Annotated in this window: 19 protein-coding genes and 5 pseudogenes; 14 read left to right on the forward strand and 10 right to left on the reverse strand. The window is 55.8% G+C overall.

Going from position 1 to position 25261, the window contains the following annotated elements; all coding sequences use genetic code 11:
• Nucleotides 1-426 precede the first annotated feature (426 nt).
• Nucleotides 427-762: a hypothetical protein gene (locus AMK02_RS31930; protein WP_158464441.1), complete on the reverse strand. Its 336-nt coding sequence runs from the start codon at nt 760-762 to the stop codon at nt 427-429.
• Nucleotides 763-951: 189 nt separating this feature from the next.
• Between AMK02_RS31930 and AMK02_RS24810 the strand changes: the two genes are divergently transcribed.
• The 5 genes and pseudogenes from AMK02_RS24810 to hemN all read left to right on the forward strand — a co-directional run bounded on the left by AMK02_RS24810 (nt 952) and on the right by hemN (nt 6137).
• Nucleotides 952-1389 carry a DUF3846 domain-containing protein gene (locus tag AMK02_RS24810; protein ID WP_008536498.1) on the forward strand — a complete coding sequence of 146 codons (438 nt, stop codon included), beginning with the start codon at nt 952-954 and terminating at the stop codon, nt 1387-1389.
• Between the two features lie 517 nt (nt 1390-1906).
• On the forward strand, nt 1907-2617 hold the full coding sequence (locus AMK02_RS24820; protein WP_008536495.1) for a nitrogen fixation protein NifQ: 711 nt from the start codon (nt 1907-1909) through the stop codon (nt 2615-2617).
• Between the two features lie 886 nt (nt 2618-3503).
• The gene (gene nifH / locus AMK02_RS24825) at nt 3504-4397 is read left to right on the forward strand and encodes a nitrogenase iron protein (protein ID WP_004675840.1); all 894 of its coding nucleotides are present in this window, start codon (nt 3504-3506) and stop codon (nt 4395-4397) included.
• Nucleotides 4398-4504: 107 nt separating this feature from the next.
• Nucleotides 4505-4702 (forward strand): annotated as a pseudogene (locus AMK02_RS24830) (hypothetical protein); the annotation flags it as partial.
• Nucleotides 4703-4790: 88 nt separating this feature from the next.
• Complete coding sequence (gene hemN / locus AMK02_RS24835) at nt 4791-6137, forward strand: oxygen-independent coproporphyrinogen III oxidase (protein WP_080712026.1); 1347 nt, start codon at nt 4791-4793, stop codon at nt 6135-6137.
• A 550-nt stretch (nt 6138-6687) separates the two neighbouring features.
• Here the strand turns inward: hemN and AMK02_RS24840 are convergent.
• Entirely contained in the window at nt 6688-7227 is a 540-nt protein-coding gene (locus tag AMK02_RS24840; RefSeq protein WP_004679185.1) for a hypothetical protein, read from the reverse strand.
• 128 nt (nt 7228-7355) lie between these two features.
• Entirely contained in the window at nt 7356-8030 is a 675-nt protein-coding gene (locus AMK02_RS24845) for a transcriptional regulator (protein WP_046977195.1), read from the reverse strand.
• 175 nt (nt 8031-8205) lie between these two features.
• Here AMK02_RS24845 and AMK02_RS30715 point away from each other — a divergent pair, with 175 nt between their 5' ends.
• From AMK02_RS30715 to nodD1, 8 genes and pseudogenes are all read left to right on the forward strand, one after another.
• Complete coding sequence (locus tag AMK02_RS30715; RefSeq protein ID WP_011053452.1) at nt 8206-8622, forward strand: hypothetical protein; 417 nt, start codon at nt 8206-8208, stop codon at nt 8620-8622.
• 760 nt (nt 8623-9382) lie between these two features.
• Nucleotides 9383-11440, forward strand: coding sequence for a carbamoyltransferase family protein (locus AMK02_RS24855; protein ID WP_011053454.1), 2058 nt, complete (start codon nt 9383-9385; stop codon nt 11438-11440).
• A 194-nt stretch (nt 11441-11634) separates the two neighbouring features.
• Nucleotides 11635-12030 carry an FkbM family methyltransferase gene (locus AMK02_RS24860; RefSeq protein ID WP_011053455.1) on the forward strand — a complete coding sequence of 132 codons (396 nt, stop codon included), beginning with the start codon at nt 11635-11637 and terminating at the stop codon, nt 12028-12030.
• Between the two features lie 59 nt (nt 12031-12089).
• Nucleotides 12090-12875, forward strand: a pseudogene (locus tag AMK02_RS32740) (IS5 family transposase).
• Nucleotides 12876-13362: 487 nt separating this feature from the next.
• Nucleotides 13363-13657, forward strand: a pseudogene (locus AMK02_RS31460) (transposase); the annotation flags it as partial.
• A gap of 7 nt (nt 13658-13664) precedes the next feature.
• Nucleotides 13665-14340: pseudogene (istB, locus tag AMK02_RS24880) on the forward strand (IS21-like element helper ATPase IstB); the annotation flags it as partial.
• 388 nt (nt 14341-14728) lie between these two features.
• A complete protein-coding gene (gene nolE, locus AMK02_RS24885) occupies nt 14729-15061 on the forward strand; it encodes a nodulation protein NolE (protein ID WP_010022281.1) in 333 nt (110 codons plus the stop codon).
• Between the two features lie 168 nt (nt 15062-15229).
• The gene (gene nodD1, locus AMK02_RS24890; RefSeq protein ID WP_029532439.1) at nt 15230-16168 is read left to right on the forward strand and encodes a transcriptional regulator NodD1; all 939 of its coding nucleotides are present in this window, start codon (nt 15230-15232) and stop codon (nt 16166-16168) included.
• A gap of 352 nt (nt 16169-16520) precedes the next feature.
• On the opposite strand, the gene AMK02_RS24895 is transcribed toward nodD1, so the two are convergent.
• The 7 genes and pseudogenes from AMK02_RS24895 to nodB form a co-directional block, all read right to left on the reverse strand.
• Nucleotides 16521-16937 carry a cupin domain-containing protein gene (locus tag AMK02_RS24895; RefSeq protein ID WP_010020624.1) on the reverse strand — a complete coding sequence of 139 codons (417 nt, stop codon included), beginning with the start codon at nt 16935-16937 and terminating at the stop codon, nt 16521-16523.
• 206 nt (nt 16938-17143) lie between these two features.
• A complete protein-coding gene (locus AMK02_RS24900; protein WP_011053461.1) occupies nt 17144-17932 on the reverse strand; it encodes an ABC transporter permease in 789 nt (262 codons plus the stop codon).
• Nucleotides 17933-17935: 3 nt separating this feature from the next.
• Nucleotides 17936-18886 carry a nodulation factor ABC transporter ATP-binding protein NodI gene (gene nodI / locus AMK02_RS24905; RefSeq protein ID WP_016737487.1) on the reverse strand — a complete coding sequence of 317 codons (951 nt, stop codon included), beginning with the start codon at nt 18884-18886 and terminating at the stop codon, nt 17936-17938.
• A gap of 467 nt (nt 18887-19353) precedes the next feature.
• Nucleotides 19354-19557: pseudogene (locus tag AMK02_RS32365) on the reverse strand (carbamoyltransferase N-terminal domain-containing protein); the annotation flags it as partial.
• A gap of 35 nt (nt 19558-19592) precedes the next feature.
• Nucleotides 19593-20210 carry a nodulation methyltransferase NodS gene (gene nodS / locus AMK02_RS24915; protein ID WP_011053463.1) on the reverse strand — a complete coding sequence of 206 codons (618 nt, stop codon included), beginning with the start codon at nt 20208-20210 and terminating at the stop codon, nt 19593-19595.
• 15 nt (nt 20211-20225) lie between these two features.
• Entirely contained in the window at nt 20226-21557 is a 1332-nt protein-coding gene (gene nodC, locus AMK02_RS24920) for a chitooligosaccharide synthase NodC (RefSeq protein WP_011053464.1), read from the reverse strand.
• A gap of 7 nt (nt 21558-21564) precedes the next feature.
• Nucleotides 21565-22224 carry a chitooligosaccharide deacetylase NodB gene (nodB, locus tag AMK02_RS24925; RefSeq protein WP_011053465.1) on the reverse strand — a complete coding sequence of 220 codons (660 nt, stop codon included), beginning with the start codon at nt 22222-22224 and terminating at the stop codon, nt 21565-21567.
• Nucleotides 22225-23851: 1627 nt separating this feature from the next.
• Here nodB and AMK02_RS24930 point away from each other — a divergent pair.
• Nucleotides 23852-24838 (forward strand): nodulation protein NodZ, encoded by a 987-nt coding sequence (locus tag AMK02_RS24930; RefSeq protein ID WP_010025697.1) that lies wholly within the window; start codon nt 23852-23854, stop codon nt 24836-24838.
• The last annotated feature ends 423 nt before the right edge of the window (nt 24839-25261 follow it).

Genomic DNA, 25261 nt, shown 5'->3' on the forward strand with positions numbered 1-25261 from the left:
GCCGCCGCCATAGCGAGCAACAAGGCGGCGCCAGTATCTCTCCGGGATACGCAATAAAATCTGCCGCTTCCTATCTATTGCATTTTTGTACGTTCTCCGCTGAGGTCGCGATCGGCTTGTTTGGTGAGACACCTTGGTCATGCACCAAGGTCGCTAATCAGGCAAAATAGATTGATTGGATGCCATCATCCGCGTTTTGAATAACGCTAAAAACGCGGCACCGAAAACGCCTGGGGACCGAGCGCGAACTCGCGACCGCGGCTTTCAGCACACTTTAAGTCAGCCAACAGTGAGCGCGGCTGTTGCCCCGGTTGCGCTAGCCAAATGTCGTGATGCTCGGATGGAACTCGCCGATTGCAAATTTTCTTTCTGCTTTATACGTCGTAAGGGGTGCCTTGATAGAAGCTCCACTCGTTAGCTTCGAGTTCAGGCTCTCGCGTCTGCAGCATGGGAAATGATTTCTAATTCTGCCGGGTATTCGTACAACGTACAGATCTCGTCAAACTTGGAACACGCACCCGTTTGCATAGTTTGCCCAAGGTCGGGATCCCGTTCGGCAAATTTGGGACAAATTCGAGCCATACGTGCGGCGACGCCGATGGCCGCCGCGTTCGATTGCTGAACCCGCTTAGTCGACTCGCGGCTGCCGGTATGGTCTAACATCGTCGCGTTCATGTTTGGCCCGGAGTTGGTATGGGGGCTGGCCGGAATAAAAACACGCCCATTAAAATATCTCAATAGAATCAACTGGCTGGGCGACATCGGAGCGACGCGTCCGGAGCCTGGCTTGAATTGAACCGAACCGAATTGGCGCAGGACCATTTACACAGCACGCTGAAATCTGCATATTGCCGCGCGTTGTCGCTATCCCAAGTTGATGCACGAGTCGCTTTCGCTCCCGTCAAAAGCAGCTGGGCACGAGCTCTTTTCAAGAATTTAGAAGGCAAGGATATGGAAAATTTTGTGTATCTGTTGGAGCCAGAAAGTGCGATCTTTCGCGCCGCTGAGCTCCCTGATCGCAACAGCATTGCATCGATCGCCGGTTTAATTGGCAGTGATCTTATTCAGATGATCCGCTTCGACGACATGCACTCGCTATTTGTTGGCGAAGAAGCTTTGCGAGTTGGGTTAACCGCCTTTACGATCTTTGACGGGTACCCGATCCCTCTTGCCGGGCAGATAGCGCTTTTGGGAGGCGATGGTAGTAAACCTTATCGTTCGCCGTCAATAACGATGACGGAAGCCGCGCGACGTTTTGAATGTTGCCGGCCGGTGCTTGATCCTGTGTTTGTTCCGATGGACCGAGTGGCGAACAAGGGCCTCATCGTTGCGGGCGCACTGGAAGGCCTGCAAGTGCGTATTGATCGCCGCTCCCCGGTGCTCCTATGAGCGCAATGACGAATGATAGGATCCAGGAGAATGAACTCTATCGCGCCGATTCGCTGAGAGTCCGCGAGCGTGGCGACATTGGCTCGAGAAACGGAAAGCTGACGCCTCAAAGCGGCGTTTACTACGTTGCCGAAGGCCTCCCGTTCAACTGGACAAAGGTCAACACTGAAGGTCGGAAGACGTTCAGTGCCGGTCTCCAACTACTCTGAGGACTATCGAAGAGACATATGATAACTCTATCGGCGGCTAACACGTCGTTGCGCAGCAATTGATCTTTGATCTTCCCTCAGATTGCTACACTCAGACTGCTCGATCGGCGCCGCAGATTGAAAGCCTGCGTTTGTCCGTTTGGCGATAACTGGGAGGCGGGATCGCCTCCCCGCTGCACGGGCGATCGAGTGATTGAAAAGCCGGCTTCAACTGTCACTTGCTCAAGCTGGCACAACCTTTGAATGCTCGCCTTGCGGGGATCAAAGCAGCCAACTGAATTCGATTATTGGAGAAAGCGACGAAGCGCATGCCAAATGTGCATCACATCGGGGTCTCGACGGTGGCGGTGCCAGCTGCGGACGCCGCACGTCAAACCGGCATAGCCGTCGACCACTGCGACGATTGCCAAACACGCTATTTCAGCCGACCATGCCAAATGGGTCTCAAGTTATATTTTGATGACTATGTGCTCTTCCGCGTTTTTTCGCGCGCACTTGAAGAAATTGAGATGGGGATTGCCACCGCGACCGAGGCAACCGGCCTTTCGCTTAGGGAGCTGCGGGATATACCAGCCCGCAGTTTCCCGGCAAGGCTTATCCGCGCTTTTGCCCTGCAAGAGGCGAGTGATTGCGTGCCTGATGCGGAGGAGCAACTGTTGCGCGATATGCTCCTAGGGCATGTGCGGCCAGGCGACCCTGAGGGCGTGCGTTTTGCTAAGATCATTGCGCGACGTTCCATGCGCGAAGACCACCTCTGGCGGGATCTCGGCTTGCTTGACAAAGCCGAACTTAGGAGATTGCTGTTCGCGCATTTTCCGGCGCTGGTGGCAGGCAACACCAACAACATGAGGTGGAAGAAGTATTTTTACCGCAAGATTTGCGAAGCTGAAGGCTTTTCCCTTTGTAGCGCTCCCAGCTGCAAGGAATGCGGCGATTTTAATGAATGCTTTCTCCCTGAGGAAAGCGGAAGTCTTTCTGGAGCGGCAGAGTTCGTCGGGCGCGAGATCTTGAAAACGTGAAGGCCACAGATGCAACTTGGCGGGCTTGTCCGGCGACGTTGAACCGATACGGGGGATTATTGCTCCCGATATTACGACTGTGCGGGCACGCGCAAATGCCACTTTCCTAAAGATGAGCGGTGATGTCGTCGTCGGATAATGATCATCGGTCAATTCTGATAGCACCTACTAAAATTGCCTTAAGCTCTTCGCCGTATTCGACTACGCGATCCACAATTTGTCGGAGCTGAGCGTATGGCCGGAAAAAAGCGTCCGCGACTAGCGCTTTAACTTGATAGCTTGCTCACGATCTTTGCTGTAGCCTTCGAGCATTTCCTCAGAATCTGGCCCGCTGACGATCGAAACCGGCTCCGTTGTCAATCTCAGCCAATGGCGAAACAATCCGGGCCTGCAAGACTGCAGCTGCCAAGCTGTCGGCATTCCCCCTATTTGTTCATGGAGACAGCATAACAGCGAGTTTGTTGTAAGCGACAATCTCTACTGTGCCTTCATATGCGTTCTGCTGATCATCCGGCCTTGATTCGACGCGTGGTGCGAAGCCGATCGGCCGTCAAGACGGTACCGATCTGCTTGGCTCTACGACTTGCCACACTACTTCTGTCCCTCGCCTGAGATGTAAGGATACGGACGAGATTTGTTGATCTTTGACGCAAGCGATTTCCAACCGACAAGACCTCGCAGCCGCTTCGTCCAGTTTGGCGGTTTCGAGACAAGAGTTTGTCGATCCCGCCTTCGAAAGTTCGGAACTAAATAGCTGAAGATCAGCAAAACAGCTGTTTTATATGCTGCTGCCCACATGGCACGGGTTTTGAAGATTGCCATGCGAGGCGGCGCGAGCTGCCTGCCTTTTACTCAGCGATGGATGGAACGAAAGAAGGAAGGCGATATGTCAGATTTGCGTCAAATCGCATTTTACGGCAAAGGGGGGATCGGCAAGTCCACCACCTCCCAAAATACGCTCGCAGCGCTTGTCGACCTCGGGCAGAAGATCCTGATCGTCGGATGCGACCCGAAAGCCGACTCCACCCGGCTGATCCTGAACGCCAAAGCACAGGACACGGTTCTGCATCTGGCAGCGCAGGAAGGTTCGGTGGAAGACCTTGAGCTCGAGGACGTGCTCAAGGCCGGCTACAAAGGCATCAAGTGCGTGGAGTCCGGCGGTCCGGAACCGGGCGTCGGCTGCGCCGGGCGCGGCGTCATCACCTCGATCAATTTCCTTGAAGAGAACGGTGCATATGACGATGTCGACTACGTCTCCTATGACGTGCTCGGCGATGTGGTGTGCGGTGGCTTTGCGATGCCGATCCGTGAGAACAAGGCCCAGGAGATCTACATCGTGATGTCCGGCGAGATGATGGCGCTCTATGCCGCCAACAACATCGCCAAGGGCATCCTGAAATATGCCCATTCCGGCGGCGTGCGGCTCGGCGGCCTGATCTGTAACGAGCGCCAGACGGACCGCGAGCTCGACCTCTCCGAGGCGCTGGCTGCCAGGCTCAATTCCAAGCTCATCCACTTTGTGCCGCGTGACAACATCGTCCAGCACGCCGAGCTCAGGAAGATGACGGTGATCCAGTACGCGCCGGACTCCAAGCAGGCCGGGGAATATCGGGCGCTAGCCGAGAAGATCCATGCCAATTCGGGCCAAGGGACCATTCCGACCCCGATTACCATGGAAGAGCTCGAAGACATGCTGCTCGACTTCGGCATCATGAAGAGCGACGAGCAGATGCTGGCCGAACTACAGGCCAAGGAGTCAGCGGTGGTTGCGGCTCAATAACTGCCGCTGTCGACAGGACGCGCTGGCCCTTGCGCCAGCGCGTCCTTCCAAGAAAGCCGCTTCGGCGACGACGACCTAACCCGAACCTTGAAAGGGGGCAGGGGCCCATGAGCCTTGATTACGAGAATGACAGCGTTTTGCATGAACAGCTCATTGCGGAAGTATTAGCGCAATATCCAGACAAGGCGGCGAAGCGCCGCAAGAAGCACCTCAGCGTCGCAACGAGCGGCGACGAGCCTGGCGATGAGCCGAAGGCCCTTTCCGAATGCGACGTCAAATCGAACATCAAGTCCATTCCGGGCGTGGCATGTGCCCAATAGGACCACGCTTTCGAAGGAAAAAAACGTGTCAAATATTGTATGTGAACGTGACACGGACTGCAGGCGAAAGTCTTTGCGCGCACCGTCGTCGATTTTCGTTCCGAACACAAATAGCGGGGCGCAGTTGCCTTGGTATACTATCTACCCAACAATACAGGAGTTTTCTCCAGAAATCGGCGCCCACACTTATGAGCAATGGCTGAGAAGCCAGGGAACTGATGACGCTGTCTCGCTCTATCTCCACATTCCATTCTGCCGCTCGATGTGCTGGTATTGTGGTTTTCCGACTAGCATCACTCGTCGGGACACTTTGATAACCGATTATCTAGCAATGCTGCGCGAGGAAATCCGCCTGGTCGCCGAGCAAGTGCCGCAGGCACTCTCCGTGGGTGACGTGCACTTTGGCGGCGGATCCCCGACCATTATGCCATCGGCAGACTTCCTGTCGCTAATGGAACTCCTGCGCGGCCGTTTTGCGCTTGAGCGAGGTGCAACCATTGCCGTTGAGGTCGACCCGCGCACGTTCACCACCGATATGGCCGAAGCCCTAGAAAGAACCGGTGTGAATCGCGCAAGCGTCGGTGTGCAGAGCTTCGATCCCGTCGTACAAAAAGCGATCAACCGGATTCAGAGCGAGGCGCAAGTGATGACCGCCGTCGAAAACCTCCGCCTGTATGGGGTCAGGCGTATCAATTTCGACTTGATGTTCGGTTTGCCGAACCAAACCGTCCAGTCCTGTCTCGAGAGCGCTATGTTAGCTATTGCGATGCGTCCCGACCGCCTCGCGGTTTTCGGTTATTCCCACGTTCCATCTTTTCGAAAAAATCAGCGCTTGATTGACACAGCAGCACTGCCCGATATAGCCGCGCGAGCTGAGCAGGCCTCAGCCATGGCCGATACGTTAGTTGCAGCAGGCTATCTGCAAATTGGTCTCGACCATTTTGCTTTGCCGGATGACGAGCTTGCAATAGCACAGAGAGCTGGTCGTCTGCGCCGAAATTCGCTTGGTTACTCTGCCGAAACCTGCTCAACTGTCATCGGTTTGGGCGCGTCCGCCATTGGTCGTTGCGGCGACGGTTACGTTCAAAACGATCTCACGCAAAGCTGTTATAACCGGCACATAGCATCCGGCCGCTTGGCGATCTCAAGGGGCTACCGTTTAGCTACCGAGGATCGCGTAAGAGCTGCAATCATCGAACAGCTCATGTGCTACTTGGAGGCGGACATATCAGCAATCTGTACGGCTCAGGGATTTGATCAGACCCATCTAGTGAGTTCAGCTAAGCAGCTAGAGATTCTGGCTGAGGATGGGATCGTTGAGTTTGACAACGGTTTAGTCAGTGTGCGGCACGAACGTCGCTCTGCCCTTCGCCATGTCGCTGCCGCGTTCGATGCTTATCTTGGCCGCCAGCCGATCTAGACTGGCAAACGGAGGACCTTGGAGTGATCACTTAATCGAGCTCGAGTTCGTCGAGATGTTAGGCAGGAGGCAAGCCCCCAATTGCTCGATTTTAAATCGATCGCTGAATTCGCAGTCCATGGCATGTGTCGGTCTCGATCGCGTCACAGTTCAGCTCTCGCCACTGGCAAAGAAATCCGCCGTCAAATATCGTGAAAGGTCTGGCGCAGCACGGCTTCACCGGCTCGGTTGCGCGCGCCAACTTGAAGCAGGCGACACCTTCGTTCAAAACGGACCAGACGCCCGGACAGTTCAGCTTGACGCCACCAATGCGGCTTCGATTGCGCAGGCGGCGGAGACGCGCATCCAGGAAACCTGCGGCAGGCTCGATGTTCACGGTGGCGATCGAGCGCGGTTAAATGCCTAGAACATGGCCTAAACACTCTTGTCGTTGATCTCGACGAAATGGGACCGTGTTCGGACCCCAATTATTTGTCCTTGCCGTACACAGGTGATGCTGCCGTTGGCTCCACTACATGCCCAGGGCGACAGGTTGTTGCACTGCGACAGGTCACCGTTCAAACCGCTCCAGCATTGTTCTCAACTGCGCGTTTTGCAGCCTTAGCTTTCTGGCTAGCTGCCTCCTGAGCACCCTGATGTCTTCGTCGAGGCTCATCTGGTCCGCAGTGTGAACTGCCGGGGCAGCGTTTGCAATCGCGGCTGATGCCTTCTTACGCGGGGCGACCTCGAGAGTTCGCTCGAGCCTCGTAGCATCGTGCCCAGCGGCGATGTCGGTACTAAGCCCGCCGAATGGAGGTGGATCGGCCGCCTCAACGTTTTTGGCATCTTGGCCTTCGACCTGATCGTGGCCACCGATTCCGACTTCCTTAGAAACAACAAACTCGGTGGAAATTGCAGGAGAATGGCCGTGACGGGGAGGCCCCTCGCTTGCCGGTCGAACGGCGCTTATGAGGCTCTTCTCGGCAGGCGTTTCGGTCGGACCGGCAATGGCCAATGTGTCCGGCGTAACCTTCTGGTCCGAGCCGTTTTCTCGCTTTTGTTCGCGACCCGGTGAGATCAGTCGGGCAAGAAGTTTCCAGGGAGACGCCATCTATCCGACCTCGCGTTTTATCCCGCAAGCAGGCAGTGAGTTTGGGGTCCGGCAACAGCATTACCGTTGCCGAATTGTTTGTCTCGATAAGAATGTAGATCCGGTCGCTTATTGACCGGCTGCTTATATCAATCGAGCTTGAGCCGTTTGCGCAGATCTTCATTTTCAGCGCGAAGTTTTCCAGCAAGAAGCTTGCGCAGCCGCTGATTTTCCTCTTCCAACTGCAAAAGGTCTGCCATTTCATCGCTCGCCGTCATCGGGGCAGCCGGCGCTGCCTGCACAGCCTTTGGAGCACGGCGCACAGGTGCGCGTTTGGCGCTCGCCGTGGCTTCGATAGCCTTTGTCTTGCGCCCTCTCCTCTTCACACCACCGTCCCCGGCCAGCGCAGCTGCCGGCTCTGCCGTAGCGTCAGCTAACGCGGTCTCGAGTGCCGCGACTTTTTTGGCGCGCGGTTTGCGCTGTTTCTTCGGCGCATTAGGCGTTTCGACAACGGTCTGTCCATCGACCTTGGTTGTCGTATTAGTCTCGTCGGCCATGCTCATCTCCTGTGTATCTGATGCAGTTGTCGACGGCCCGAGAGGCGCTGTCAACAACTGCTCGGCCTGATCTTGTTCCGGCAAAGACATTTCGCTGTCGGGTTTGCCACTCTGAGAGCTACCTGACAGAAAAGGCAATGCCTCTTCCTCTAGATCGCGCGCGACTGACTTTAGATCCACATCGCCCCAGATCGAGTTCGATCTGGCATCAAGTTTTCGCCTGCCGTTCTTGTACTCGACGGCAAAACTGCGTTGCACTTTTTTCAATATAAGAGGCCTTGGAGAATCCACGGGGTGGCTGATGTTATGCTGGAACAGCACGAATAGCGCCTACCGGACTACCAGTCTATACCCACGGTCTAGCCTGAGGCCAATTTTTTAGCGCCGCATTATTTTTTGGAGTTACCGCGGCCTCTGCCGATTTATCGTCCCGGTCCCTAAAGTGGTGAAGGAGCCGCGCACCAACCCAGGCTTCTCCTTCGTCGGCTGGCGCTTCAAAGACCAGATGCTGCGCACTTACGCCGGGGAAAATGTTGAAGCGCTTGGCCCACGTTTCGCGGCACTCGCAGCGGCGGTGCTGACCAAGACCGAACGCAGTTTCCTTGCAGCTAGCGCTGCCATTAGGCTCATTGATGTGCCGAGACGAACATGCGGCTTGGCTTTGTCGGCTGAAACAAGAGTAGCGAAGGAGTGTTGCTTTTATGACAAGACACGAGGAGTTTGTCGGTCGAATGTCACAGGCGGATCTGCCTTGCACACGGCCGCCATAGAGAGAAGGATGGGGTCGCCGCTCGCTTCACTGCTGAGTCACGCCATCGTTTTCGTGAATGCATTCCATCCAAACAATCGATTTTACTGATCGAAACGGTTGCCATTAGAAGACGCTGAAGAAGCGTTTTGTAAAAGCCGTAATTCGGAGTTCTTAAAATGGGTCCTCGGGTGCCGTGGAGACTGTGCTGGGAAAACGAGATGAGGCAGTCGGTCTGCTGCCTGGTCTCGATCGTTATCTTGCGCTCGACGTGATCGGGTAGAATCTTGGTCGTTGCTTCTCGACGTTTCAGTGGGCTCTCACGGGACGCACTTTTGCCCCGGTCGATGCCGCCTCCTATTCGTCTTCACCGCGCGCTGGTCATCTTTCTACTGCTTCCCCTTCTAGCGTTTGTTGCAGATCGGTTCTCACGCCGTGGGCGCCGTTCGACGTGATTATCAATGGCGGCCCCACCGCGTGGGAGCTGAGTTCGGTACTGGCGCATATGCGAATGACGGAGGCCGGCGGCGGAATTCTGTGTGCTATGCCTCGGAGCCAACGCAGGCGCACTCGCCGCTGCAAGGATACGGTCTGCGACCTTTGCAGCGACCACCAAACGTCGTTGTGGCTGTCGGGCGGAAAGATGAAGGACTGGGTAATGTGGATACGTTACGCGGCGTTACTGCCGCAAATGCTTCGGTCTGGGGCTCTGTTAGCGCCGATTGTCGGCAATCTCACCGATCCGGTCACGATCTGATTTCGGCTTCGACCCGTGAGCTCTAGCTGCACTGTCAAGCGCCACCCTATGAAACTGCGAAAGCCGGTGGCCAGACCAGAGCGACCTACCTTTCGAAACGAACTGGAGAGCAACATGCTGTGTCTAGGGCTCAGTGGCGGTCTAAGCAGAGTCTACGAAAATTCGTTCGATCTACCGAACACCTTTATGCACGATGGGGCTGCGGTTCTCGTTCGCGACGGGCGAGTGATAGCGGCGGTCGAGGAGGAGCGCCTTAACCGGATCAAGCACTCCAACAAGTTACCAACGCGTTCGATTCAATATTGCCTCGCATCTGCAGGTGTTCACCTGAGCGACATCGACCGCATCGCGTATTATGCGACCGAGGCCTATTGCAACGCTGTGCTCGAGCGCGTGCGCCTCTCTCACCCAAGTACCCCAATACCGGACGCGAGACTGTTGTTGTGCGGATTACTCGGGCAAGAATTTGGTGCCGAAATTGATCCCTCACGTGTGTCGTTCGTGAGCCACCATATGTCGCACGCGGTGAGCTCGTTTTTCATGTCGGGCTTCGAGCGAAGTTTGGTCCTCTCAATTGACGGCGGTGGAGACTTTCTTTCGGGGCTTTTGGCGATTGGTTCCAGCACGGAGATTGAGCCACTCGTGACATTTCCGGAGAATGATTCTCTAGGGCTGCTATACTTGGAAACGATCCGCTACCTAGGTTATGGCGCGTTCGATGAATATAAGATCATGGGTCTGGCACCTTACGGCAATCCCGCTTCGTACCGCGAGATCTTCGAACAATTTTACGAACTCCTAGACGACGGTGGTTATCGGGTCCATCTCGACCGAGTTGGTCCTACGTTGCTCAGTAACATTCAAATACGCCAGAAAGGCATGCCGTTCACGCAGCAGCATAAAGATGTGAGTGCTTCACTGCAGGAAGCACTGGAACGGATCGTGTTCCACGTCCTACGGCATTACACCAAGGTTACGGGCATCGAACGACTGTGTTTGGCCGGAGGAGTGGCTCACAACTGCACTTTGAATGGCAAGCTGCTGTACTCGGGGATGTTTGACGACATCTTCGTGCAACCGGCTGCCCATGACGCTGGCTGCGCACTAGGCGCCGCATTGATGGCGTCTCATGATCTGGGGCATCCGGCACCTCGTGAGCGTTTGCAAAACGTCTATTGGGGACCCGACCTGGAGAGCGAAGGAAGCGTGGAGGAGGAACTTTTTGCTTGGGGCCAGCATCTCGAAATTGAACGGAGTGATGACGTGACAGGCAAAGCAGCCGAATGGATTGCGGATGGCGCCGTGATCGCCTGGGTGCAGGGGCGTTCGGAGTTCGGTCCACGGGCGCTAGGCAACCGGAGTATTCTTGCTGATCCGAGGCCGGCGTCAAACAAGGATCGAATTAATATGATGGTCAAGAAGCGGGAAGGCTACCGCCCATTTGCTCCCTCGGTATTGGAGGAGGACGCCGTGGAATTTTTTGATCTGCCAGGTACCTTGCGCAAATTTCCTTTTATGAATTTCGTAGTGTCTGTGCGCGAACCCAAGCGTAGTTCGCTAGGCGCCATCACGCACGTAGATGGTACGGCTCGTTTGCAGACAGTGTCACGCGAGACAAATCCCGCATATTGGGAGCTAATCAATGCTTTCGGGAAGCGAACCGGCGTTCCGATCTTGCTCAACACGTCGTTTAACAACAACGCCGAGCCGGTAGTGGATTCGGTTAGGGATGCCGTAACGACTTTTTTGACGACCGACCTGGATGCACTTGTGATCGGTCCATTTCTCGTCAAGAAGCGAATCTCAACGATGGAGGAGTGGAATAAACTAGCAGTTTCCTTGCCACCTTACGCAAGTCTCCATCAGGCGCGTGCATATTCCACCCTGGATCGGCAAGAGACTGTATGTGAGATCCGCACAGGCGCCTCCAGCCTGCAGGCCGTGCGTATTTCACCGGAGTTGTTTGAACAGCTAATTAGGATTGAGGGAGAAGCCCTGGTTGGCGACATTTTGGATGGAATCGCGCCTGTTTCAGGTAGTCGTGAGACTTTCCTAAATGAACTTCGGCAGATTTGGGAGCAGCGTTGCATATGCTTAAGCCCGGTACGTGGCCGCAAATCACAGGTATCCGTCCCCGCTGAGGCCTCGGTGACTAGTGGGCTTTCAGCATAGCTTGGGGTCGCGTCGTTACGCCAAACAAACTCGCGAATAGCAAAGCCCGCGACCGACAATGCGCCGTGCCCACCTAATCGCACGGCGACGCGTCAACAACCATGTCGAAAGAAGGGCCAAATGGCTCGGTATTTCAGTGATATCCTGTCCGAGCTCGTTCAGCAGGGGCACTTCGAAAAGTTAAGGAGACTGTGATGGATCCGGTGTGTGAGTTAAACGTACATCGACAGATCGTTTCGCTTCTCGATAAGCCTAACCCTGTAATCTTTGACATTGGGTGCAATGACGGAAGCGATGCTCAACGCTTTCTGCGCCTTCTTCCGAGCGCCCAGCTCTATTGCTTTGAGCCAGACCCCAGAGCCGCTGCACGCTTCAAGGAGAAAATGGGTTCTGATCGGGATCGGATGAGGCTATCCGAGGTTGCGATCAGCGACCGAAACGGGATGATCGAGTTTCATCCCAGCAATGGCAATGACAGCGCTAAGGAATGGGATCTCTCGGGCTCGATACGCCGTCCCAAGAACCATCTTTCTGAGTACGAGTGGGTTCGGTTTGACCCTCCGATTTCGGTTGAGACTAGGTCCTGTTGACAAAGTGGATTCCCAAATCAGCCTAGGCGTGATTCAAGACTGCTTTTTAGGAAGCAGCTATGGCACGAGGCGATTTGAGTGATGAGGAATGGCGGATTGTCGAACCGCTATTGCCGACCGAGCGTGGTCGCAAGTCTCGGCCATCCCACGACAACCGCCGCTTTTTTAACGGGATGCTCCATGTTCTGCGCGTCGGCTGTCCGTGGCGCGATATGCACGAGCGATATGGAAAGTGGAATTCGGTCTATGTTCGTTTCCGCCGCTGGGCCGAACAAGGTGTTTGGGACGCACTTCTGGAAACGCTTGTCGAACTTGGATTGACCGATGACTGGCAACATATGATTGACAGCACCACGGTTCGCGGCCATTCGCAGGCTGCGGGCGCTAAAGGGGGACTTATAAGGAGGGTTTTGGTCGATCACGCGGCGGCTTTACGACAAAAGTCCATGCCCGCGCAGACGGTCAGGGACGTCCTCTCGGCTTTGTCCTGACAGGTGGCGAGGCTTCTAATTATAGCTAGCGCCGTTCCAGCGCTTCTTACCATACCCGTTGGCAAACCTAAATCATTCCTTGCTGACAAGGGCTACGACGGCGACTCCGCCCGCGAAGAGTTGCTGATCCACGGCATTCGGCCCGTGATTCCGCCAAAAGCGAACCGGAAAGACCCGCCTTCCTGCGACTTCAAAGTTTATAAAGACCGCAACCGCATCGAACGAATGTTCAACCGGCTCAAACAGTTCCGACGGATTGCCACCCGTTACGACAAGACCCGAACTTCCTTCGAAGCGTTCCTTTTGCTGGCCGCCGCAAAAATCTGGCTGCCGCACTTCATGGAACGCCTTTAGCCCAGCAATGGCTCAAATCGCCTGTAAGCCCACCATCGCCTATCAACCGGAACCTTCGGTCCATCCGATGGTGGGGATGTGAAGACAGTCATTATTGTTTCATAACCGAAATCCGAGATGACCTCGGATGCGACTACCTCCATGCGTTCGCGGTCATCATCGCTGAAATCGGGATCGACCAAGAATTCGAGGACAATCTCGTTGCCACTCCAGCCACACGTAACGGCGGCGAGCGTCGATGATACGGCCCCGAGCAAGGCGCGTTGCACACTAAGTCGAAGTCGTATTTCCCGATCAGCTCCAGACATCAAATCCTCCGTTAGGAGCGATCTTATCGCATTATCACTGCTGACTTTGTCAACAGGACCTAGGAGTGGAGGGTGACGTTTTGCTTAAAAACACAAGCCTATAGCCGGTTCCCTTTTTGGGATTCAAGAACCGCGCCGAGTTTGCCGGAGGCTTCAACTCATGAGAGATTGGAGCCGATATGAGCAAGACAACGAACAAATTCTCGCCTGAAGTCCGTGAGCGTGCCATCCGCATGGTGCTGGATCACGAAGCCGAGCACCCCGCGCGGTGGGCTGCCGTTTCATCTATCGCGGTCAAGATCGGCTGCTCGCCGGCCACGCACGCTGCACGAATGGGTGAAGAAGACCGAGGTCGATAGCGGTAAGCGAGCAGGCCGGCCGAACGATGTCGCCGAGAATATGAATGCTCTTGAGCGGGAGAGCCGCGAGCTTCGTCAGGCCAACGAGATTCTGCGCAAAGCGTCGGCGTATTTTGCCCAGGCGAAACCTGCCACCGGAAAAGACGCTCGACAGCTTTGATTTTGATGCAGTCCCTATGGTCTCCAAGGCCCAGGTCATGGCCATTGCCGCTGCGACAGCTGGGTCGCGAAAGGTGCCAATATCCTCATGTTCGGTCCGCCGGGCGGCGGAAAGAGCCATCTCGCCGCGGCCCTCGACCTCGCGCTGATCGAGAACGGTTGGCGGGTGCTGTTCACTCGCACGACCGACCTCGTCCAGAAACTGCAGGTCGCACGGCGTGAACTCCAGATCGAATCCGCCGTCGCAAAGCTCGACAAGTTCGATCTGCTTATCCTCGACGACCTGGCCTACGTCACCAGGACCAGGCCGAAACCCGCGTGCTCTTCGAACTCATCTCCCAAGATATGAGCGGCGGTCCATCATCATCACCGCCAATCAGCCCTTTGGAGAATGGAACCGCGTCTTTCCGGACCCGGCCATGACGCTTGCCGCGGTGGACCGACTTGTTCATCACGCTACGATCATTCGAAATGAACGTCGAAAGCTAATGGCGACGTTCCGCGATGGAAGCTAAACGTGGTCGACCCAGCCGGCTTGCGGCCATTACCTCTATCTCATTGCAAACGATGACACTGAAACGTCAGGAATCCGGTCTTCTCCATACAAGGCAGCCGATCGAACAAAATGTCGTAGCCTGACGGGAGACGCAGGGGTGTCCCTCCCGCACGCGGCGCCCTTTGCTATCCCGGATGAAGGGGATGGCGGCAACGACATGCGCAAGCCCACTGAGGATAGAAGGACTGGGTGAAAAGGCGCCCCTGAAAACAGTGGGTTTGGCGACACTTGTTGGCTCGGGCAGGCAAGACGTCGTCTACATGCATCAAATGGATGACTCGCATTTAAACAATAGATTTCACCAATTTTCGCGGATGCTCCATAGACGGCCGTCTCCACTCCACCGGGTATGATCCGTTGAAAGGCTCTCAACCAATCCAACAACGCCTGTAGCCCCGAAGCACTGGCGGCGGGAATGGCATCAATCCTACCTGGTATCGCCTGGCCTTAGTCGAAGAAAGGAAACGTCTCATGAAGGTTATTGGTTACTACGTCATCGTTGCAGCGTTGCTCGCATTGACATTGCGGGCCGGGCCGTCACTTGCAGCAGATGATCGTAACCAAGATTGTGGCCCGGCGGCAAGTGACCCCCGCGCAAACCTGAATGGTGCTGACAAAGCCCATTCAGCGGAGCACACTCAAGACTTCAATTGCCAAGATACTCCTGCCGAAGAAGGTGAGTGCTACGAGTGCGTCTTACCCCCCGAAGTACATATTGAAGGCGCCGAAGTGATCGACGTCGCAGACCGAAACCTTTATCCGCGGAAAACACTGCTACTCGCCAGAATGATCAGGCACCACTGAATCGTGTCGGTTGAAGGTAGCAGTAAGACCATCAAAGCCACGGCGGCTGGAACATCGATACTTTCTCAATTTTAGGCGACCCTTTGCTTGCTGATCTCTCGTGGCGCCGCACACTGCGAGACCAAGCCTTTTCACCTTTTATCTCGCCACCTCGCTATGGATGAAGACATGCGGTTCAAGGGCCTTGATCTGAATCTCCTCGTCGCACTCGACGCCTTGATGACCGAGCGTAATCTCACGGCGGCAGCGCGCAGCATCAACTTGAGCCAACCGGCCATGAGCGCGGCCGTCGGCAGGTTACGCACCTATTTCAATGACGACCTTTTTACCATGGTCGGTCGCGAACTCGTTCCAACCCCGCGTGCGGAGCGGCTCGCGCCTTCGGTCCGCGAGGCTCTGCTTCACATCCAGGTTTCGATCATATCCTGGGATCCGTTTTGCCCTGCTCAATCGGATCGCTGCTTCAGAGTCATTCTTTCCGATTACGCCGCACTCGTTTTTTTTGAAAAGGTCGTGACGCGTGTCGCCCGAGAAGCGCCCGCCGTCAGCTTCGAGTTGCTGCCGATCGCCGATAACTACGATGATTACTTGCGGCGCGGTGACGCCGATTTTCTCATCTTTCCGGAATTGCTCATGTCGCGCGCACATCCTAAGGTGGCGTTATTCGAGGAGACCCTCGTGTGCGTGGGCTGCCGCTCGAACAAGCTACTCTCGGAGCAACTTACACTCGAGAGGTATATGTCGATGGGGCACGTTGTGGTGAAGTTTGGGAACGCTGCTTCCATCGAGGAATGGTGTTTGCTTGGGCACGGGCTTAAGAGACATGTCGAAGTAGTCGTGCAGGGCTTCAGCATGGTTCCGTTCATGCTTTCAGGGACCGAGCGCATAGCGACAATGCCCTTACGCCTGGTCAAGCAGCTCGAAAAGACAATACCCCTGCGGATCGCTGACCTTCCGCTACCTTTGCCCGCGTTCACACAGGCCCTCCAATGGCCCGCGCTTCACAATAGTGATCAGGCAAGCCTCTGGATGCGGGACGTGCTATGCCAGGAAGCATCCCGCATGCCTTCGCCCCATGAGGTAATGAGACGTCTCAGGATTTCCTAGCATTCTTTCGTGGTTTTGTCGTTCGGCGTGATTCATGGCGTCGGAATGAGGAGCCTCTTTGAAACGCCGCCGCTACAGTCTCACGGATGATCGATGATCCTGTCGCCGCTGGCCCAACAGCCGCGCTGACTGACGACCAAGTATGGAGGAACTGGACAGATGCTCTCCTACGCCCGCCGTTCAGCCGACCAATGAAACAACCTCCTCGACAGTTTGTCGACGACGCAAGTCGAAGGTTCACGCAGCTCCAATCGACATTAGCAAGGAGCGGCAAACCAACCCCTAATATGGGACGGGTTCACCACATCCGAGCCGTGGCGCCAGATTGCCCTCCGGTAATACCTCAACGTCTTTATTTTTGCGGCAGAACATTCTCACTGCCCTTTTCCACCTGATCGATCACGAGCAGCTTTACCGGCTCGGTGCCGTTGTTCGCCCCTTTATGCCATATGCCCCAGGACTCGACGATAAAATCCCCTGCCGTGAAAATGCTTTCTTTCCCAGATTCTGTATTGGTGACCGTGATCTCCCCCGAAAGCACATAGCCATAGCGCTGATAGCGATGCTGATGAATTGGTAACGTCGCACCGGGCGCAATCTCATAAATCGAAGCGATGACCTCGACATCCTTCCGTGGAACGATGATGGGCTGACCGGCAATCGTACGATCGGTCCTTAAGATAAGCGTAGCCGCGACCGCTTTGTTTTCGAACGCGTTCGCGGGACACGCCAGAGCAAAGAGCGCCGTAGCGATTGAGATGACCTTCATTTGCTTTTCTCCTGATACACGCCGGATCTTCCTGAAGGGTGTTTGCTTCCGAGTTCGGCCAGTTGCAGAGCGAAAAACCTGCATCGTCTCGCCGGCGCCGACATGGGTTCGTTTGTTCCCGGACTATGATGATTATCTTCAGAGCTCTGCGGGTCTTTTCAAGACACTGCATCGCAATACCCCTCCTGGCGTGGTGGCGAGTGGCGTCAAGACATCAGGCGCCGACGCAACAGCGCTGCCGACAGGAAGAACGGCAAAAGCGCGTAGATGCAAAGCGCGCCTATATGCAGGCCCATGCTGCTCGCGGGGCGCCCAAGCATTGCCGGGCGTATGAGGTCGATCGCATGCGCTAGAGGCAAGAACTGCGCTACCTGCTGAAAAGTCTGGGGCAGTTGCGTGATTGGAAACACCGCGCCGCACAAGAACAGCATTGGTGTGAGGACGAGCGTCTGGTAAAAAATGAAATACTCGTAACTGGGCGCAAGCGCCGTGACTACCATCGCAAGGCTCGCGAATGCAAATCCAGTGAGCATGATAATTGGCAGCACATAGACGACTGATGGCCACGTCGCATAGCCTAGCACGGTGGCGACGATTATGATTCCCGTACCGGCAAGAAATGCCTTGCTCGCTGCCCATGCCAACTCACCCAGGATGATGTCCCCAAGTGTCATTTGTGTGTAGAGCATGGCTTCCCAGGTGCGTTGGGCGTGCATTCGCGTAAAGGCCGCGTAAATCGTCTCGAACGTCGCAGACGTCATCGCGCTTGTCGCCACCATGCCGCCCGCCAAGAATGCAACGTAGGTTGTGCCGTCAACGCGACCCACAATAATTCCGAGGCCAAGGCCGAGGCCAAACAGGTAGATCATAGGATCGGCCAGACTTCCAACAATTGACGCAAGTGCTACTTTCTTCCATGCCAGATAGTTGCGTCGCCATATCGCAATCCAGTTAAAAGCGTTGGCGGGCAGAGCCGCAGCACAACCTTCATCCATCGTTCACTTCTCCATCTCGCGCCCGGTCAACCGCAAAAATACATCCTCAAGATTCGGCGGACGCTGCAGAATGCGCAAGCCCGCGCGCTGCCGTAACCGCACACGCACCTGCTCCGGGTCGGACACATAGCAAAAAAGGGTCTCGCCGCTAATTTCGATGCGATCGGCATATGGCCCGACCAGCGATTCCAACTCATGCGGATCGCCGCCGTAGATCTCAATGACTTCGCACCCGATCAGTTCATCGATCAGGTCATGCGGACGCCCTTCGGCAATGCTGCGACCTCCTTCGAGTACGCAGAGTCGATCGCATAACCGTTCGGCTTCTTCCATGAAATGGGTGGTCAAGATGATCGTTTTGCCGCGCGTAAGCAGGGAACGCAGGCGCTCCCAGATCAGGTGGCGCGCGTGCGGGTCGAGACCGGTGGTCGGCTCGTCCATGACAAGTAGCTGCGGGTCATTGATCAACGCACGCGCTAGCGTCAGGCGCCGCTTCATGCCGCCTGAAAGTTCAGACACACGCGCATTCACCTTGCTCTCTAGGCGTGCAAACTCAAGGAGCGACGACATGACCGCCTCGACTTTGCGTGTATTCATGCCGAAGTAGCGGCTGTAGACCAGCAGATTCTCGCGCACAGTGAATTCAGGCTCAAGGTTGTCGAATTGCGGCACCACGCCGATACCCTTTCGCGCCAAGCGAGCCTGGGCAGGCACCGGCACGCCGAGCACGGTAATCTTCCCCGCATCAGGGGCTGTCATGCCAAGGATCATGCGTGCGATCGTGCTCTTGCCCGCGCCGTTCGGTCCAAGCAGCCCGAAGCATTCCCCCGGGGAAACGCGGAACGATAGCGCGCTGACCACGGCCTTGTCGCCATATGTCTTACTTACGTCGGAAAAATCTATTGCGGTCATGAACATGCGCTCATCTGACCGTCGGGCGCCGTTGACCGGCATTTCTTCGGTTGGTTGGGTTCTTCCTGGTCCATCGCACCGTATGTGTTCATTGCGTCTCCATTAAAGGGCTGCAGCAGAATCCGGGAAAACGCCTCGTCCGTGGTAATTGGCACTCGTGTTGCAGAGCAGCCGAATGTCCCTGAGCTTGTTACATTCGAAGAGTAGCTCGGCGCCTTCACGGAGAGAGTGCCTGGGATGGTCTGAAGTCGTGCAGATTCATCGAGATGGACAACAGCCGGAATTCTGTCCTGGCATCTCATCCGGGTCTGATGGTTAAACAACATTTCGCAATCCGGAGTTCGAGGGCTGACTATATAAGGCGCACGGGTCCTCCAGGCAGATCGGAGCCACGGGCTGCGGTGGCCGCGCGGCACCTATCACGAGGATAGTTCTTGCAGGGAAATGCCCTGTCATTGGAACGAGACCGGAGCCCTCGACGGATTCGAGAGAACTTTCAGCATTGCACCCCAGCCGTCGATGATGATTTGATCAAGAACGCGTGGATCCGGACCGTGTTGCGCCAAAGCGGCGCCAATCGCGTCGAGATTGTCGACAGTTTCATATCGCGGGTTGCTGCCCCGCTTCTCCTGCTCGACGCAGAAGGCGAGCCACCCATCCTCGACAAGCGCGTCCGCTCCGTCATGGGTCAATTTGATACCACAGATGCGCATAGTGTCTCCATGTCTGAACGTCGAGGGTTGAGCCGTTAGGAGGCAGAAAACGGATTTCGGAAACAGGCGAGCAAGCAATCTTCGTTGACCGACTCACCCCGACACTCAAGCCGCTCTACCTCGAGCAAAGTTTCGTTCAGCATGCCGAGGATCGTCTCAGCACCAGCAACGTGGCCCCAGCGACGACAGTTGGCGTCGCGCGCCGATCCGAAAACCAGATATCCATCTGGCGCAAGCATCCGCACTAAATTCCGAACAGCCCCTCTCATCTCGGCTATTCCTCCGATGTAGTAGAGCACTTCCGCCACAACGATCAGATCAAACCTCTCGTCAGGTGAAAACTGTTGAACATCAGAGACTATCCAGCTGATGTGCGGAGAACCCCTTATGCGTCGACGCGATCTTTCTATAGCCTGAGGCACAACATCGATCACGGTGAGCCGTTTGCAGTGGGGGGCTAGCTGCACCGTAAATGCGCCGGCAGCGCATCCCACTTCGAGCGCACTTGAGATGGATCCCTGGGCAAGCGCCAAGCGGAGCATTTGCGTGTGACGCTCACGCTCGAATGGATTGGCGTCGAGTCCCCATGGATCGGGTGCAGCCAGTTCCCGATTCAGCAATTGATAATTGTCGCTCTGTGTCAACTCGTTCACCTCGGTAAATAGATCTTACTCGTCGCTGCACATGCAGTCAGACGTCGTTCGCCTGGCAGGATGGCGGGCGGGCTTGAGCCTTCGAGGCGCTGTCGCATGTCCAGAACATTCTGTAGTGCGTGCATCAGCCGTCGGATGTTGATTCGAGTTGCCAGCAGAGCTGCGCGACAGCCAGTCGCTATTGCTCAGCGTGCACAGCGCGTAGGCTTTCAAGGGCAGTAGCAGAAAAATATTGATGAATGTATGCAGAGAGAATCCGAGGAACCGTAGTTGGCGGGCCCGAAGCGCTACAACGCTGCAGCGGATCATCGTCATGGCCACAATCATCAGGGCTGCCAACCAAGGCGCGGTGCCCGTCAATGCAAGCTGTGCGAGTCCCGTCAGCACTGATAGTGCCAGAAGCAGCGGTCCGAGGTTCTGTCCGACGACGTCGAGCGTAAGGAAGCGATTGAGGTTGGGCAGCAGGCGCAGCCCAAGCAACGTGTCCCGGAACGTGCTCCGCGCCCAGCGTAGTTGTTGGCGCAGATACGGTCCTAGCTTGTTCGGAACGACTGTCGCTGCGATGGCGCTCGGCACGTACTCTGTTCGAAAGCCTGCCTTCAGCATGAGAATGGTGAGATGCCGATCCTCACCGAAATCGCTTGGCTTTCCCCGAAAATACTGTGACTCGTACTGGTCAAGCAGCGAAGCGAGCGCAGAGCGACGGTACATAACACATGGACCGCAGCAGCACATAACGGCACCGAAGCGAGCTTGTGCCGCACGCTCCTCGTTGCAAGCCAGCCAGTACTCCATGTCGATCAAACGGGTCAGCCAACTGTCGTTTCGGTTGCGGGCCGTCAACTGTCCCATGGCCGCGCCGACAGCCGCATCTTGCATTTTAGGCACGAGCTTCCTGATGACATCAGATGCGAGGATCGTGTCGGAGTCGACGTTTAACACCATATCTCCAGCAGAGCGGCGTATCGCAGCGATCTGTGCCTTCCGTTTGCCGACATTCTGGGGAAGCAGGAGAATATTGAATCTGGGGTCTCGCGCGAAGGCCTCGTGCACAAGTCGCAAAGCCTCGCGATTTTCGGAACCGTCATCAACTAGGTAAACCTGCAGCCTTCCCCCGTATTCCTGACCCGCAATAGAAGCCAGGCACTCCGAAAGCGTGCGGGGATCCTCGTTGAAGCTTGGCACGATGACATCTACGCTGGGCAGCTCGTCAAAGCCGCCCAAGCCGTGGGACGCCAATGAAACATCGGTCGGCAGAGAATAAACGGCCTGCATGCTTTTATATGCAGTCGAGAGAAGTGCATAAAGCGAGACGGCGACAGTGCTGGTTGTGTCAAGCATATCCATCGGATCTTCAGAACTCCCGAGGAAGCGAGCGAAATACAAAGCCGCGATCATGCAAAGCTGGAATTATGCTAGATAACGCCATGATAGTCTGGTGGCGCAGACTGTGGTCAGCTCCTTGCTGCATTTCACTGGAGGGACAACCGTCGTGCAAGAGCACGATTGACCCCGGCCGGACAGACTGCAGCACATCATTAACAATGGCGTCGGCCCCGGGAAGAGACCAGTCTCGCGGATCTACCGACCAGTGCACGGCAGTGAGTTCCGCATTCGCCGAAGCCTTGAGCACTTCTTCGGTCCAGATGCCGTAAGGAGCTCGGATGTGCCGCACCACCGCCTGAGGCGACGCCATTTTTATGGCTCTGTTTGTCTCGAGTATCTGACGTTGCACCTCGTCGGGTTCGCAGTCAGACAGGTCTGGATGCGTCATTGTGTGGTTGGCGACTTCATGCCCCTCTGCAATCATTCGCTGGATCAATTTCGATTGATCGGCCAGGAACTCGCCGATGACGAAGAATGTTGCCGGCACCCGGTGTTCAGCCAGAATATCGAGAATCTCCGGTGTACAAAATGGATGCGGACCGTCGTCGAACGTCAAATAAACGCTGTGACGACCAGTGCCGTCATCGCGCTCACCGTGCACTTCGCACGAGCAATCGAGGTGCGTCATTGCTCTCGTCCTTTCCGGTAAATTATCCTGGTGGCCATTCGGAGACCGGCCGCCCAAAGGTAGGATGATGACGCCGCGCGTGGACGCAGGTCGAAACGCGCGTGTGGCAGCGTGTAGCGTACGCCGTTTCCCAAAATAGCGGTCACCAGACCGCCTCGTTTGAATCTGTCAATACGCGGCTCGTTGCGGACTGTACCGAGTGCGAATGTAAATTCCCTCGACATGGTCGGAGTTGCGATTCCTTTTCCGCAACGGTTCCCAACGCACGTAAATCGCATGCAAAGGCCTCATAATCTTTGCCGATTTGCCAAAACGATCGATCTTGCGATCAAAGTGACGATTGGTCGCGAACCCCGACCTATCGACGATTGCAAGATGATGCAATGGGCTGATCGAACGCTTATGCTAGCATTACATTCCAAAGCCACACATTTGACCCCTCTACACCACTGGCGCGCCATCGACGACTTGATTTCCGTCAAGATGCTCGTCTAATGGATCATGCCATTCAATTCGTAAAATCGATTGTTTGGATGATACCCATCGACGCCATAGATAAAATTCGAGCCACAGTTCCTGCTAACGGACCGAGCCTGTTGTCGTGGCTGACGCCGGATTTCCGTCGTCGCTCCCTTGACGAACTTATCATGGCTCGGCATTGGCGGCTTTCTAACCTACTCTGGGTAAAGCTCCGGAGCAGATTGAAACCTTCCGGAAGCCTGAAAGCGCCGGATAGAATTGATCGGCTATGGCTGTCAAACGACTCGAGGAACTAGTCCCACTTGCCGAATTGAAGAACGGACCCCATCGGTTTGCGTTTCGTTAGATCCGAGCACTGGCCCCAATCTTCCGCAGACGGTCGGAGCGTCGCTTTTGGCTAAGCCGATAACTGTCGCCCGGATGGTGACCACCGTCGAGAGGTGAAAGCAGGCGGTCCAATAATGCTGTGACGACCACGCGACTATGGATCGAGCTGTTGTCGTAGCGCGGAACACATTTGGAAAACAAACGGGCGCGATGGGCCTCCAAGTGGAGGTAACCGAGCTCGTCTGAATCAACAACCTGGGCCGCGGCACGATCATCGACTGCTTGTCCAGCGAGCCGCAGTTGTGAAACTCGCCAGCATCGCCGCCACGGTGGCAGCCGTGACGCAATGGTGGCCACACTTATCCATCAAGCGGATGGAGATTATCCAAACAATCGATTTTACGGATTCCCCAGGATGCTCCAGAAGACGCATGAAATAGAGATCAGGTAGCGGGAAAGGACGGGAATTGGCTAGATCGGCGCCACCCTCGATGAATCGGCGAAGCGCGCCAACATGAGCCGTACCGCAACGTAAGCTCCGGCCTCTCGCTCCGAGCCAAGTGCGATGCCGATGGGTTGGATCGGGTGCGAGATAAACGACTGAACGATGACGGAGGGCTATGCGGCGGCTTCAATGCCCGGACTGAAAAGGCGTATGGCGCCGCAACTTCCAGTCTGGCGTAAAATGGTAAATCTGTGCGACGAAGGGTCATGCATAAAATTGGCGAGAATCACGAGCGTTGATGCAGGTCCGGGAATTGATATGCAAAATTTCAGCAGGATTTAAGCCGATGCGCTTTTCCAGAACAAGGCAACGAACATGCTCGCTGGCGACCTGAAGAGGGATCGGTATGTTGTTTCTCGACGGCGGACTGGTTTCGGTGATTGTCTCTGGTCGCTGGCGGCAGCTTGGCGCTATGCACAGCGAACGGGGCGGACGCTGGCCATCGATTGGCGTGGCTCCTGCTATCTCAATCAACCCTTCACGAACGCTTTTACGGTGTTCTTCGAGCCGATTCAAGATATTGCTGGCGTACGGGTTATTTGCGATGACCAGATCAACCAGTTCTCATTTCCGGGACCGTTCTTCCCATCATGGTGGAACAAGCCCTCAATCGAGAGCGTTTACCGCCCCGATGAGCAAATTTTCCGGGAACGTGACGAACTGACCGAGCTTCTTCAAGCCCAGGACGATACTGATGCCAACACGGTAGTCTGTGATGCCTGTTTAATGTGGCGGTGCGACCAAGCTGCCGAACGCCAGATATTTCAGAGCCTCAACCTTAGACCTGAAATTCAGGCTCGTATTCACGCCATCTATCAGGAGCACTTCAAGGGGCGCAGTATCATCGGTGTGCACGTACGGCATGGCAATGGCGAAGATATAATGGACCATACGCCCTACTGGGCCGATCCGGAGTTGGCCTTACGCCAGGTGTGCACTGCCATCGAGAAGGCCAAAGCGCTGCCGCATCGACGCCCTGTGATGGTTTTCTTGTGTACGGACAGCGCGCAGGTACGGGACCATTTACTCGGTGTGTTCCCCGATCTAATCACTATCCCGAAATGCTTCCAGGCGGCCCAGGCCGGGCCATTACACAGTGCATCGCTGGGAGTGGACGGTGGTATCTCTGCTCTTACAGAGATGTACCTTCTCGCCCGATGCGATACGGTAATTCGCTTTCCGCCGACCAGCGCCTTTACGCGCTATGCCCGTCTCTTCGTGCCACGTGTTATTGAGTTCGACTTGAAAAATCCGACTCGCTTGATCTTGACTGATGAATCGTCCGAGCATGAGCCGGCTTGATGAACCGGCACTCCGCTGAACAAATTCTCGGCGCCCTCGCAGGATTGAGGAGAGGTGTTCACTGGATCGCGATGTGGGCGCAGCACCCGACGAGACAAGGCCGGGGCGCATCTTCTCCTAGCGTCTCGCGCGTCCAAAGGCTTGCCGGATCATTGTTGTGAAGGGTAGCTATTGGGCGCCTTCGGTGAATGGAAACGGCACCGTGCGCTCGACCCGCACCATTGGCATAGCAAGCTCGCACGTCGGCGATTCCGATGGGATGAGGACGTTCGCGCGCCACAGCCTCGTCGGCGCCTTAGCCGACGCCCTGCCTGATGCGAGGGCGTTCGTCGGGCTTGGTCGACAGATCGCCATCAAGCTGATTTCGTGCTCTATGCGGTCGTGGGCGTGGCCGGTGCCGTTCTTTATTCCCGCATCCCGACA

Source organism: Rhizobium sp. N731 (genome assembly GCF_001664145.1).
Lineage (GTDB): Bacteria > Pseudomonadota > Alphaproteobacteria > Rhizobiales > Rhizobiaceae > Rhizobium > Rhizobium esperanzae.